The organism is Pilosibacter rotomagensis, from assembly GCF_045062245.2.
Lineage (GTDB): Bacteria > Bacillota > Clostridia > Lachnospirales > Lachnospiraceae > Pilosibacter.
The window spans coordinates 584,373-597,917 of record NZ_CM170323.1 but is presented as its reverse complement, the minus strand read 5'-3'; the positions used below and the strand labels follow the sequence as shown (position 1 = coordinate 597,917).

The 13,545-nt window shown below is 41.0% G+C and carries 13 protein-coding genes; 1 reads left to right on the top strand and 12 read right to left on the bottom strand.

Translation table 11 applies throughout. From position 1 onward, the window contains the following. Window positions 1–41 precede the first annotated feature (41 nt). The 3 genes from udk to ACI3EW_RS02620 form a co-directional block, all read right to left on the bottom strand. A complete protein-coding gene (gene udk / locus ACI3EW_RS02630; protein ID WP_118530100.1) occupies window positions 42–662 on the bottom strand; it encodes a uridine kinase in 621 nt (206 codons plus the stop codon). Window positions 663–717: 55 nt separating this feature from the next. Then, complete coding sequence (locus ACI3EW_RS02625; RefSeq protein ID WP_118297490.1) at window positions 718–1,638, bottom strand: carbohydrate kinase family protein; 921 nt, start codon at window positions 1,636–1,638, stop codon at window positions 718–720. A 99-nt stretch (window positions 1,639–1,737) separates the two neighbouring features. After that, on the bottom strand, window positions 1,738–1,923 hold the full coding sequence (locus ACI3EW_RS02620; protein WP_405579226.1) for a YgdI/YgdR family lipoprotein: 186 nt from the start codon (window positions 1,921–1,923) through the stop codon (window positions 1,738–1,740). Window positions 1,924–2,392: 469 nt separating this feature from the next. Between ACI3EW_RS02620 and ACI3EW_RS02615 the strand changes: the two genes are divergently transcribed. Then, a complete protein-coding gene (locus tag ACI3EW_RS02615) occupies window positions 2,393–3,523 on the top strand; it encodes a hypothetical protein (protein ID WP_405579205.1) in 1,131 nt (376 codons plus the stop codon). A 134-nt stretch (window positions 3,524–3,657) separates the two neighbouring features. Here ACI3EW_RS02615 and ACI3EW_RS02610 read toward each other — a convergent pair whose 3' ends face one another. The 9 genes from ACI3EW_RS02610 to ACI3EW_RS02570 form a co-directional block, all read right to left on the bottom strand. Next, window positions 3,658–5,028 (bottom strand): type IV secretory system conjugative DNA transfer family protein, encoded by a 1,371-nt coding sequence (locus tag ACI3EW_RS02610; RefSeq protein ID WP_118530104.1) that lies wholly within the window; start codon window positions 5,026–5,028, stop codon window positions 3,658–3,660. A 234-nt stretch (window positions 5,029–5,262) separates the two neighbouring features. Then, window positions 5,263–5,856 carry a ClpP family protease gene (locus tag ACI3EW_RS02605; RefSeq protein ID WP_118530106.1) on the bottom strand — a complete coding sequence of 198 codons (594 nt, stop codon included), beginning with the start codon at window positions 5,854–5,856 and terminating at the stop codon, window positions 5,263–5,265. 180 nt (window positions 5,857–6,036) lie between these two features. Beyond that, complete coding sequence (locus ACI3EW_RS02600) at window positions 6,037–6,306, bottom strand: hypothetical protein (RefSeq protein ID WP_118530108.1); 270 nt, start codon at window positions 6,304–6,306, stop codon at window positions 6,037–6,039. 155 nt (window positions 6,307–6,461) lie between these two features. After that, window positions 6,462–7,196: a class I SAM-dependent methyltransferase gene (locus ACI3EW_RS02595; RefSeq protein ID WP_118530110.1), complete on the bottom strand. Its 735-nt coding sequence runs from the start codon at window positions 7,194–7,196 to the stop codon at window positions 6,462–6,464. A 477-nt stretch (window positions 7,197–7,673) separates the two neighbouring features. Further along, window positions 7,674–7,901 (bottom strand): type II toxin-antitoxin system RelE/ParE family toxin, encoded by a 228-nt coding sequence (locus tag ACI3EW_RS02590; protein WP_118530128.1) that lies wholly within the window; start codon window positions 7,899–7,901, stop codon window positions 7,674–7,676. After that, a complete protein-coding gene (locus ACI3EW_RS02585; RefSeq protein ID WP_118297493.1) occupies window positions 7,891–8,151 on the bottom strand; it encodes a type II toxin-antitoxin system Phd/YefM family antitoxin in 261 nt (86 codons plus the stop codon). Before ACI3EW_RS02585 ends, ACI3EW_RS02590 begins: the two co-directional genes overlap by 11 nt. Before the next feature lie 795 nt (window positions 8,152–8,946). Next, on the bottom strand, window positions 8,947–10,695 hold the full coding sequence (gene herA / locus ACI3EW_RS02580; RefSeq protein ID WP_118530130.1) for an anti-phage-associated helicase HerA: 1,749 nt from the start codon (window positions 10,693–10,695) through the stop codon (window positions 8,947–8,949). A gap of 11 nt (window positions 10,696–10,706) precedes the next feature. Next, complete coding sequence (locus tag ACI3EW_RS02575) at window positions 10,707–11,909, bottom strand: DUF4297 family anti-phage-associated protein (RefSeq protein ID WP_118530132.1); 1,203 nt, start codon at window positions 11,907–11,909, stop codon at window positions 10,707–10,709. 5 nt (window positions 11,910–11,914) lie between these two features. Then, a complete protein-coding gene (locus ACI3EW_RS02570; RefSeq protein WP_118530136.1) occupies window positions 11,915–13,543 on the bottom strand; it encodes an Eco57I restriction-modification methylase domain-containing protein in 1,629 nt (542 codons plus the stop codon). Window positions 13,544–13,545 lie beyond the last annotated feature (2 nt).

Genomic DNA, 13,545 nt, shown 5'->3' with positions numbered 1-13,545 from the left:
ACTGGCAACAGGCGGTTTTCGCATACCTACATATGAAATTTTTATTTTCCCGTGCTCTCCAACAGCTGTCCGATCTTCGAGACGAAGAGGTCGAACGCCACATCGTTCTTTCCGCTGTTGATCACGATATCCGCGAGAGCTCTCGTCGGCTCAACGTACATGTAGTGCATCGGTTTTACGGTTGTCAGGTACTGGCTGATAATGCCTCTCAAGTCTCTGCCGCGCTCTTCCACGTCACGAACGATCCGTCTTAAAATTCGTTCATCCGCATCGGCCTCCACATATACCTTGATGTCCAGAAGATCCCGGATGCGCTCATCCGCAAGGAGCAGGATCCCTTCCACCAGGATGATCGGCCGCGGCTCGATCTTTATGATCTCATTTGAGCGGTTGTGCTGGCTGTAATCATAGACCGGACATTCGATCGCTCTGCCGTCCTTCAATTCCTTCAAATGCTCCACCAGAAGATCCGTCTCCAACGAATCCGGATGGTCATAGTTGACCTTCACACGCTCTTCAAACGGAATTCCGTCCTGTCTGCGGTAGTAATTATCATGATAAATAACTGCCACATCGTCCCCGAAATACTGTTTGATCCTGTTCGTAAAGGTCGACTTTCCGGAGCCGGAACCTCCGGCAATTCCGATAATAACACTTTTCATTTCTGATCACCTCATAAAACGAATGTACCCGGTTCATCCCGGGTACGCTGCTACCCTACTGCACAAGACCAAATTCTTCCGGCATAAATCTCGGGCAGATATTCTCCGAAGTACAGATCACGGTCGCTGCAAGTCTTGTTCCGATCCTGCAGGAATCCTGCAGGCTCTTTCCGTAAGTCAGACCGATGCAGACACCTGAGAAAAACGCGTCTCCGGCTCCGGTCGTATCGACAACATCCACTTTTCTTGCCGGATAGATCCCGGTACTTCCGTCTTTATCCACATAGAGAGCGCCGTCCCCGCCCATGGTCACAACCATGCGGGCAATCTGCGCTGAGCGGACGCGCTCCGGAAGGACCTTTGCGAGCTCCGCCGCTGTCATGTGTTCATAATCCTCGGAAAAAAGGATCCCGGCTTCCTGCTGGTTGCAGACAAAACATGCTGTTCTGCGCAGGAAGTCCCGTCTCTCGACTGCGATCGTCATGTTGGACACGAGTGCGTAGACCTCTTTCCCATACTTTTCCGCATACGCAAATGTCTTTTTCACGATCTCCTTATCCGTGTCGATCTCGATCGCGATGCTGTCCGCGTCCTTGAAGATCTCGTCCCCATACTCATCGAGGATCTGCTCGATCGGCTTATGATCCGGTCTCTTGGAAATGGAGGCGACAACATCTCCTTCATGGTCGAAAACGGCAAGCCATGTTCCCATTCCGTTCTCAACCTTTTTCATATACTTTGTCTCAACTTTATGGCGTTTCAGCTTCTCGATCACATCATCACCCATCGCGTTGTTGTCCACAGCGCTGATGAACGTCGGCTTTAACTCGATGTTTGCGATATTCTCCGCCACATTTCTTGCTACTCCGCCATGGATCTGAATGACCGTTCCGGCATTTCTTCCCTGCGGGATATACGGGGATAAGGAATATCCCTTAATATCAATAAAAACATCTCCGATTACAACGATTCCCATCTTATATATTCTTCTCCTTTATCTCTAGCATAACACTTTCACAACATCTGGGGCAGTTTCCCATTCTGGACTGCCCCAGACAAAAATTTTTCCCTGATCTTATCTCTGTCCCTTATCATACGGGATTCCTTCCGCCTTCGGTGCTCTCGACTTCTTCGAAGAAACCGCCAGGACCAGAAGAGAAATGATATACGGAAGCCCGCGATCAGGTCTGTAGTCCGAGCTGCCTGTATTCTCCGTCGTCACCTGGTTCGATCCGCATCCGGCAAGCAGAAATGTCATCATGGACGCCGCAAGAAGCAGCGCTGCCCCTTTTTACATTTTTGCATCCTTCTTCTCCTCCGTTACTCATACTCTTTTTCCAGTCCGTGCAGGAACTGCACAGCCCCGCTGAACAGCCGCTAATATATGCGCTTTACCCAGTATAAAAGGGATTTCGGGAAAAGTAAACAGGTTTCTTCTTTCTGACGAAAAAAGGGACAGATGGATTTTTTGTCCATCTATCCCCTGCCTGTTCCGCTTTTGCTCCCGCCAGACACTCTCTGCTCTTCCAGCTCTGTCACGCCTGTGTCTGTTTTGATTTCTTCGCCATTGTATAACTTCGATCACTTCATTGTCTGATAAGGAAATTCACACGGATATAGATACTTCTCCCAAGTCATCTGACACCCAGGAGCGGCGTACGCAAAAGACTGTACTTTTCATCAACGAAGTGGTCAAGCAAATTCGTCCTCTGAAAAAGCATTACCCAAATATGGATATTCATGTAGACACTCACGGTGGTATCCGAACTGATCAAGAAGCTCTGAACAGTATCCTCTCCCTGCTTCAGATGGAAGGCATCACAATCCCGGAAAAAAATATTCACAGCGTTGAATACTCCAGACCTCGCGCTGTTTTTACCTCTGCTTCTGAAATTTTTAAGATCATGAATTTCGTATCCGGCATTCATGAATGTATCTATTACGGACAAACTGCATCGCTGAAGCAGGCGATCGCACCGGAAAAATCCCATTCGGATACTGCTCTTAAAAGCAGCAATAGCGATGAACAGGAAGTTTTAGCAAATATGCAGACGATTGCGGAAGGTATTCAGCTTTGCGATGTTACAAAATTCGAAACTGGGTTAAAGAATCTTTCTGATTCTCTTCCGAAACTGGGAAAACAGAATAATTCTCTCCAGAATGTCGGTTATCTCACAATGTTCCAGGATCTGATCCGTGACAGCTATGGTCATAGTCTTCTGAATAACAAAGACCGCCGTGTTATTGATGAGATCAGATGGTGTACCGAAAAGGGCTTCATTCAGCAGGCTCTTACTCTGGTGGAGAGCAAAATGCCGGCTGTATTTCTGAAAAATGGATTTTTAATTTCTGAGAAGCAGAAAGAAGAAAAAAATGGTCAAAAAGCAGTAACTGCTTTTTCTATCTTTAATTCAAAATCAAAGGATCCAGTTCTGAGTGACGATTTTCTGAGCTATATCACCCAGAAGAATTCACCTAAAAAAGGGTGGGAATCTGCAGAAAACTATATTGTGCAGGCGGTCGGATATACGAAACGTCCTTCCAAGAAGGTCCCATTTGTACCGCTGAAAGAGCGGACCAATTATCTCGCGCTGGAGGCATATAACTCTAATCCGGTTATATCCGTCCTCAATACAAAAGATAATACGTTTCCGGTTCGCAAATATTATATCGCAGAAAATCCGAAATCCTACCGGAAGATCAATATTCTTCTCCGTCTGCATATGCAGTTAAAGGATGAACGAAATAAGACAAATCATGCCGGCAACGACAGCAACCGTCACTCTATTGCGGTCATTTGTCACGCATTGGAATCTTATGTGCAGATTTACGAGGCGATTGAAAAAGATTTAAAGGCTTGATTACTCCTTATATAAAGTCTGCGGTCCGCATCCCGCGCGGCGTACCTAGTCATCTGTAATGATCTTTGTCTTTTCGCAAGCGTATAAAAACATCCCGGTCACATTTCCCACGTGACCGGGATATTTTTATACGCCTATTCCACCTCCCTAATCTCCACCTCGCCGCCCTCCTCGCTCAGCAGCCGGTTCATCCTCGCCCGTCTGACACTCTGGCACCGATTTTCTATTCTCCCGATCACCTCTTCACTTTTCCGTACCTCCTCCTGGTACTCTCTCGTGATCCGCCGGTAGTCCTCGTCCTGAAAGACATCGTACCGTTCCGTCACGACCGGCTGCTGACCTCTGCGGAAAACAATCTCCCGCCCGACCGGCATGTGCAGCACTTCATTTACCGGGACATTCAGCCGAATACTGATGCTCTTTGCGGTATCGATATTGTTTCCGCCGAGATATACATAGCTGTCGCAGTTATCCAGGATCGTGATCGCGTCGCTCCCATACATCTGGTGAAGCTGCGCCTCCGACTGGAGAAGGATCGTCGAGGACATTCCCTTTTCCCGGAAAATCGAGATATACTCCGGAAAGTTTGCACACCGCCCGCCGGTGGCAAAATCGTCGAAGGAAATATGGACCGGCCTCTTCAACGTACCGGATGGCTTTTTCTCCGCGATCTCAAACAGCTCTTTCACCGCCTGGGAGATGAACATCTGGGCAAGAGCGTGGAGTGATTTTTTTACCGGACTTGTCGTCACGAAGATCACGCTCTTTTCGTTCGCCACATTCTGGAAATCGATAACCGGTCTTGTCTTCATCACTTTGCAGATCCTGGATGTGAACATTTTATCCATCGCAGTGTTTAATGATGTATAAATGCAGCGGGCAGTCCGATCCGGATTCTCCCGGAATGTATTCCAGTATTTTTCGATACAATACTCCGGCCGGCTGGCAGCCGCTTCTTCCATCACCTTATCGAAGCTGGTCGTGATTCCTGCATTTCCTGCTGAATAGATACCCATGCTGCTCTGAAACCGGACAACATCGGCAAAGCAGTCCCTACCAAGTGCCAGAAATGCTGCACACTCCGCAGTGAGAAGCGAGATCGCGCTGTCATCCCAGAACGGGTCCATTTTCGAGTTGCTTTTTTTCGCATTTGCGAGCACGATCGCAGATGCCAGATCTGTGATGTCCTCCTCGGTTTTTGTATATTTTAATGGGTCATAGCAGCAATTCGAATTTTCCGGCTCCGCGAAATTCAAGTCATACACAGTATATCCGGCATTTTTTAATGGATTTCTATACTTGTCGACCAGACGCCGCTTCGTCGCAACAACGATCATGTTGGAGGATCCGGCTCTCAGAAGCTCCAAAAGCTCCGGCTCCAGGATGGAAACCGTTTTTCCGCATCCGGAACCGCCGACGATCACGCGGTTATTGTTGACTCCTGTGATTTTGCTGTCCGCGCTGTAGGAACAGTTCTTTCCTAAAATAACTCGTTCTTTTTTCATATACGCATACCTCCAAACTATGTAACAGAATTTTAAACTGCATCTTTACTGCACCGGCCTGTACACTCCCCCTGCACGTGCCTTTTTGCGCCGCAGCAGTTCACAGTCTCATGTTTTCTCAGACGTGGATCAAAACCATCCCGCATCTGCTGCACCGATGGCTTTGCCTTCTATCTCCGGGCAAATCTTATTTCCTTGTACTATGGAATCCCAGATAACTCCGGCGAGGAGCATTTACAGAATCGGTTCCAGGATCTTCTCAAATCCCACGATCTCATCGCACAGTCCGAATTCGACGCTTTCCTCCGGGCTGAAAAAATGGTCGTAGGCAGTTGCTTTTTCAATCTCCTCCTCACTCCTTTTTGTGTGCTTTGCAAGAAGACGGTTGATCCGCCCCTTCATCTCCAAAAGTCCCTCCGAGATGGAACGGATCGAGGACGAATTCCCGGCAACCTGCTGCCCAAGCATCGGTTCATGGATCATCATCTCCCCATGCGGCAGGATATATCTTCCATGCGATCCGCACGCAACGATCACGGCCGCCATGCTGTACGCATGTCCGATGCAGTAGAGCTCGACCGGTGCCCGGCTTCCCTGGATCGCATCGTAGATCATGAGACCGGAGCTGATCTCCCCACCAGCACTGTTGACCAGGACACGGATCGCCTTCTCCGTGCTCTCCTGATTCAGGATCAGGATCTGACGGACAAACTCCCCCGCACTGCCCGCATCGATCTTTCCCTCCAGAAAGATCAGCCGATTTGACAGCAGTCTGGAATCTGCCGAAACCTGTGTGATACCGCCTGCGCTTTTCAGTAATGTGTTCATATGTGTCCTCCTTCATATCGTAAAGTGTGCTTTCTGTTATGCTCTGTGATTCTTATTCTATGCTCAGGCTCTCACAATTTTTGGACACAAAAAGGCAGGGGCAGATGAAACACGATTGCTTCATCTGCCCCTGCCTGTGATATTTTTATTATGATGTCTTACATATCTGTTTTCTCTTCCCTATTTCGTCTGCACCACTCCATTGACCGTCCATACACCGTCTGCGTTCACAGTGCTGCCATCAATGACAGTATTTCTCAGCAGTTTTCCGCGGTAGCCATCGGAAACCGGGTTGAAATAGTAACATCTCTTAACACCATTTGCATCCGGGATCCATAACCATCCAGTCTGCATTTTACCTTTGGTGTTGTCAGAGATCGGATTCAGGTAGTAAATGTTGCCATCCGGATCAGTCTGTGATGTTTTATTCTTTATGACTCTTGATTCCACTATTTTATCTATTGGTTCGCATTTCTTGTTTTGCCCAATTTATCATGAAATTTTATATCATTCGCACCTTAAGACTGCAAGACTATTGATCTCCCATTTCCCGGAAAATTGATCAGACCACACCGCATGGGCGGTTCTTCTGTTAGTGGGAGTTTTTACAGCACATAGCAATCATACCGAATTGCCTTCCCCTTCAATGTATAGGAAGGTTCTCTGCCTGCTAGACATTCACTTTTCAATGGCCGCTTAACGATAATTCTTGACGGACACACTTTTAGTGCCGCATCAAAAAGATCTGTTTCCTCCGAGCATGGCGGCTCCAGCTTCTGGATCAGCTGAAGTTTTTTATTGATCAGACTGGATTTCTGTCTCGCAGGAAACATCGGATCCAGATAGATCACATCTACCGGATCCAGAAGCTTTGACATGCTTTCCACACTATCTGCCTCCACTACTTTCATGCGGCCGGCGATATCCTTTAAAATCTGATTCTTTTTCGCACGACGGATGGCATCCTTCAGAAGTGCAGCGACCACCGGATTCTGCTCATATAATGTCACCTCATACCCCTGTGCAGCCAGTAAAAAAGCATCCTCTCCCATACCTGCAGTGGCATCAATTGCTTTCCGCCCTTCTTTCTCGGAGCTTGCCGCCTTTACCAGCATCTCATGCTGCAGTCTTCCATTGGTGACTCTATGCATCATTGTCTCCGCAAAGTCCCCCTGATAAGTCAGCCCGAATCCTGACAGTGACACTCCCTTGGAATCAAAATGAATCGTCAGATATTCTCCCGGCTTATCCACGATCGGCGCTCCTGTTTTTCTGGCAAAAGACTCTGCCATATCTCTCTGCCCACCTCTTCCGAGGCAGACTACGATCTTGTTGTTCATTTTATTGTTCTCTCTTTCGCTTTCTAGTGAACCTCATTTGCAACTGGAATACTGCTGATTTTTTTCATCTGCCATCATAATCTTTTCCATGTCAAAAAATGTGCGTAATTATAAACTTCCTCCAAAGGATCTGGAAAAGCTCCAAATTCAATAATGGAGCGGGATTCTAAGAAATCCCACCCCAACTATCGACATAGAACCACCGCAACACAGTGCCAAAGTTCCGCCATCTGTGTCAATATCAGCGGTCCTTCCGATTTCAGCCTATATGTGATCCCACACGCTTCTAGTTCTTTGCAGAACATCTCAAAATAGTCCGTCTCTTCCCATTACCGTAATATCCAGGGAAATATATTGTCATCCAACCGGATTTCTCTCAGGTCTTCTTTATAACTTGCTTCCATAGTTCTCTAATTCATGAAAGATTCCCATGACATAGACCGTTCTTATATCTTCATTTACCCGATAAATCATAAGCTATGCCATGCCCGGTATTTTTGCCTTCCGGTATTCCTTTTTTCGAAGCACATAATCGATACATGCTGGAAATTGCCATGGATCTTCTTCCAGACGATCATAAATTTCTTCGATTCCCGAAAGAAGATGTTTGGCTGTCTGATCGCTTTTTAACGGATTCAACAGATAAGCCAGCAACTGATCCAAATGTTCAGATGCCTTCTGCGTAATTTCCAGTTTATAACCCATATTTCTCCCTCATGGATGCAAGCTGCTTTCTCGCATTCATCGTCTGCCCCGCTTCTATCTGGCTCTCCGACTCCTCCAGCTCCTTATAAACTTTTGACAACTTCATCATCCGTTCATAGTTTTCCATACTCATGAGCACCATGTCACCATACCCATTTTTCGTAATAAAGATTGGTTCTTTTGTAGAATGACACATTTCTGAAATTTCTGAAGTGTTTTTTAAATGACTGATTGGAACAATTTGCGGCATAAAAGCACCTCCTTTATGTAGTTTAATTGTACCATAATTATACCATGTATGCAATTTTATATTATTTCATTGGGTATGTGATAAACTTCCATTGTTCATTTGGAACGCCTCCTCTGGTTTTGAGTTTGGCTTGCGACATCATATTGCAGGAGGCTTTATTTAGTTGTCCTCACCGACTGCACTTATTCCATTCTCCCAAGAACAGCTGAAAGCTTAAGTTTTTCATTTAGATGTAGAGAAAAATTGTTTCAACTCACAATCCACAAGAAGGCTGACTTTGAGGGCGGCAGAAAAGTCGATTACCTGATTTTTGTTTTAACTCACAGCCCCGCAAGGGGGCTGACGATTCAGCGTTCCTATACCAAGCCAAAGTGTTCGTTACAATACGACGAATAATTTTGACACAAAGCAAACAATCTCAGTTACTTTTTTGAAAACAAAAAAGCGACTGAATAAATCAATCGCCTTTTTACATAAGCAAATATATAATAATGTTTTTCAACTCACAGACTTTCATCTGACAATTAACAAAGGGTGCAGAAATATATTCCCGCATCCTCTGTTAACAATAGTATTTTATTCAAACTCGGCAAGTCCAAAGATGTTCTTAAATATATTTGTTTAAGTTTTGTATCTTTTTTGCCGTTATTTTATTTCTGTTACATATATTATTTTGGCTCACTGATTTTCTGTTGCCAATTTGTTGCCACTTCATTATAACCGCTTAGGTACTGATTGACAATTCATATTTTGAATTATATTTTAAATTTCAATTCAGCATACCCTTTCTCTCCCTTATCTCTTCCATGTCTTTTTTATTGCTTCGACGTCTAAAGAATGCCATTCCTCTTTCCATAATTGCAGATAAGGTATATCGGTTGATGACGGTTTTAAATCGCATTCTTCTACCTGAACAATTGACGGTAATATCACTGCATCTCCAATAAGTAAACATTCCCCGGCTCTTAAAACTGGCATTTTATCTACAATGTTTCCTAATGTGTCTGGCAACAATCTTTTCACATAATTCTGATCTGCAGGATTAGTCAAACGTAATGACAAAAAATTATTACATTGTGAAAAAATTGTTTCGGATATTTCAGATGGACGCTGACTTGCCAACATCAGTGAAATTCCATATTTTCTTCCTTCTTTAGCAATACGTTCTATGGATTCTCTTGATGCCCGATATTTTGCCATATCATTATTAGGAACATACTTATGAGCTTCTTCATATACTAATAATATTGGCACATCATTGATAACCTCACCTTCTCCCGTACTATTTTCCGCTCTCATCCGCTTATAATAATATCCAAATTCAAATAAGATTCTTGAGATTAATGAAACAGTTATACTCAATACATCAAATGGAACACCACTCAAATCTAAAATTGTAATATTTGATTTTGCCTCTTCTTGATATCCTAACAGTTCATGTAATGTTTCTTCAAACGAAATTTTCTTTGAAGCTTCTCCGAATAGAAATTCTAAACGCTTGTCATTTATTTTATTTTCCAATCTATCTATAAAATTTATCAGGCTTCCGTTATTTGTTCCAGATGCAGAAGATCCTGTATATTCAACTTCTTCCTCAAATAAACATTCAGCTTTTTTAGTATCATAATTATGTGTTTCTCCATCTGCTGTTTTATACGGAATATTATTATTTTTATCTTTCTTTTCATTATTTCTATTTTTGATATACATAAGTATTTCATCGACATCAAAAAAGAGCGGTGAATCGAAATGTATTTTTTCCTTTAAAGCAGAATCTCCATTAAAATGTTTTTTTCGGTTATTAACAATTGCTTCTTTCAATACATTTCTTTGTCTATGATCATTGGCCTCTGTATCAATAAAAAGCTCTTGTAATTCATCACTATTTAACAACCAGTACGGCAATACTAAATTAGATATATCAATAAAATTAGCATTCGGAAATGCAGTATGATACTCCGAATGAATATCAAAAACAACTATATGCGAATTATTTAATCCTTGATATGTTCCCTTTTTTGAACTAATTGCCTTTTGAAGTATTTTTGCTACAGAATGAGATTTTCCGGATCCTGTTGACCCAACAATAGCTATATGTTTATTAAAAAATTTATCTCCATCTACTGGCACTGAAATAGTTCTATCTGTAGATAATGTTGAGAAACTAAACTTTTTTTCATCTTCTAATGATTCTTCAAAAATTTTTTGAATTTCTTCTTTTTTGGCAGGTTCAACCTTTTTAGGTGGGATTGCAATTGTATCTCCACCTCGTTCAAATCGCCCATTTCGAATTATGCCTAAAGGATTCGCTTCCAATATATATTTTCTATTTGCTTCTCCGCTTTGATTAACTCCGACTTCAATATTGAAATTTTCAATAATTGCTATCAATACCGCATTATCATTATCTGCAATCCGAAGATATGACCCTACCTTAAGTTTTTCTTCTGCTAATTGAAAATTTTCTAAATCATCAACTGATATTTTTACCTTATTCGGCAGAACTGCAATAACTTCTGCATTAAGTTTTTCGTTTTCTTCCATCGTTCTTCCCCCTAAATCATCATATAAATATCTTCTGTTTTAGAAATTTGTATTCCATAGCAAAGATTTTGATTACTTTCATAAAATGGTTCTTTCAAATAGAATTGATAAATCACTTTAGTTCCTGTTGCTTTTTCTAAAATATCATCCAAATTTTCAATATGGTTAATTATTTTCACCTTTATGTCATTTACGTAATTTGCCCTCCGTATAATAGAATCAGCCATAAATTCTGCGCCTAAAAAATCATGTCCATCCCATAACCGTATATCTTCTCGTTGTAATTTTTTCTTCAAACCAACTAATCGTTCCTGACTAATTCCATTCAAATAAACATATGGACAAAATGGTTTTATTTCCCTTCTGGATAGTTTACTCCAATTTTTTGATATCTTTGCAATCAGTGAAACAATTTGTGCATCATTTACCGTTGTATCACATTCAATCAAAAAAAATCTTTCAAATGGAGACACATTTCTTTGTGAAAAATACTGTTTCCGTATATCGGCACAATAATCTCGTATTCCCTTGAACTGTAAATACCATTTATCAAACAACATTTTTTTATTGTTAATTTTGTCCAAAAACTCTCTTTTGCTTACAATTCTCTCACACATTTTCTGTTGTACAGCTATTTCTTTAACTAATCTAAGAGCATTATTATAATAGTAATATTCTGCCTCAAATCTATCACATCCAAAAATCTTTTCTAAACCACTTATTACTTTATCCTGCTGTTCCTGATAATCTTCCGCATTAATATCAACATCTACCTTATCCAAGAACTCCTCTATATCTTTATCAGTTAAGTTTAGTTCCTCATGTAACACATGTACCACTTTCTTTTCAGTATATGTAAACAAATTCTTTTTTGCAAATTCTACAGTTAACATTCCTGGATATTTGTCTTGCCCCGATTGATATTTGCCATACAGTTTATATCGTATTTTTCTTTTTTCTGGAGTTCTATTGACATAATCTTTAAGCATAAGCCTAATTGGTTTTGCAATAACCGAATGATTATATTCTGTTTTTGCATAATACTTACACTGTACGGCAACCATTTCTTTTTCTTCAAGAATATCAACGTCTTCTATTCCCTCTATTGTCACAGTATCCTCTTCATTTACTAAACTTATTAATTGAAAAATAAAATAGTCAAACTGATAATAATATCCTTTTATTGTATCTACTGCATCCCTGCTTCTTGCCATATACTTTATCCTCTTTTTAATCTCCTATGCTGCATCTTCTTCCATATTCCCCTCGCCATAGAACAAGTCTCCTCATTAACATGCAAATACTCGCCTAAAATACTATTATCTACAAGATCCAAAGCCTTCTCGATATTCTCTCCATTACGCACAATTTCATCTACCTGATATAATATTTCCTTAACCTTTTCAATTGGAACACAATCCAAAATAGGAACCAATACATTTCCTACTTCTCCCGGCAATATTTCTAATACCCCACCACCATAACTACGTCCACAGATTTCCGTAAAAGCAAAAGAAATACTATTATAATACGATAAAACTATTCTCTCTGGCTCAATATCATTATTAAATTTTATCCTATGCATAGTATCTGTAGAAACAGCATCGCAACAATTCAACACGAATTTAGGATATAGATTATTTCTGCGAAGGAAAAAAGCATCCGGCACCCATACAGATGGTATTTGATACCATTTCTCTCTGATTTTACATTTATATCCCGTGTTATCACCATTCTTCTCGCCAAGTTCAATATATTTTTTTTGTCCTTGACTATATTTTTCTATTGGAGTATCTGGAAAATCAATCAAATAAGCTGCTTTTCCCTGATCAACATTTTTCTTCCAGTCATCATATTTGAAAAAGACACTATGTGCATGAGAACTTCTTCCTATCAATGGTCGAACAACATTAGTTAAATCATATACTTCAACCATTTTTTTATCTACTGAAAAGTACTTATTATTTCCTGTTGTGATCCCCACATTAATAATACCGGTTTCAGACAACGTTTGAAATCTATCATCATTTTTCAAATCTAAAATCAGTTGATTTTCTTGCTCTGTTGTAAAGTATTTTGTCCACTTTTCATGCACATGGCTAAGTTTCTGAAAACCATTCGCATATATATTAAGATTTTCTAAATCATCAAGGTTATTTAATTCTATAATCCTTATGCCTTTTTCTGAATCTCCTTTTTCTCCAATAAAAACTACCACTTCTTGTTCAATGCCTGGGAAAACCAATTCTTCAAATGTTAATAATGTTATTTTGGATAACTTATTAGACAAAAACAATCTTAAATCTTCCGCATACGCAACCTGTAAAATTTCCGCTGGAATTACAAACGCAATTTTCCCATTATTACTCAACATATGAACGCAAGCAACCATGAATCCAACCCATGTGTTTATCAGCTTATTGGCTTTCATTCCATGACTTGTTAATATTTCAGCCATTTCCATTCTTTGCTTTTCTTCAAGATATTGATAACGTATATACGGTGGATTTCCAAGTATCAAGTCATACTTATTTATATCCTTATATTTTTGATAAAACTCAAAAAAATCTCTATTCACAACAGATACATTTGGATTATTTTTTAACTTCGCAGCCACTTTTTTGGCTTCATTTTTTTCGATTTCTATTGCAGTCACTTTTCTATTTTGAGTCAAGAACTGCGTTTCAACTAATGCGTCCACAAACACCCCATCTCCGCAACTGGGTTCTAATATTGATTTAATGGATGCATCCTGCTTAAAAAAATCCACCATTTTTTCTGCCAATTTTAGTGGTGTATAATAAGCACCTCTTAATTTCTGTTCTGTACTGTCTTCTTTTAATATCATTC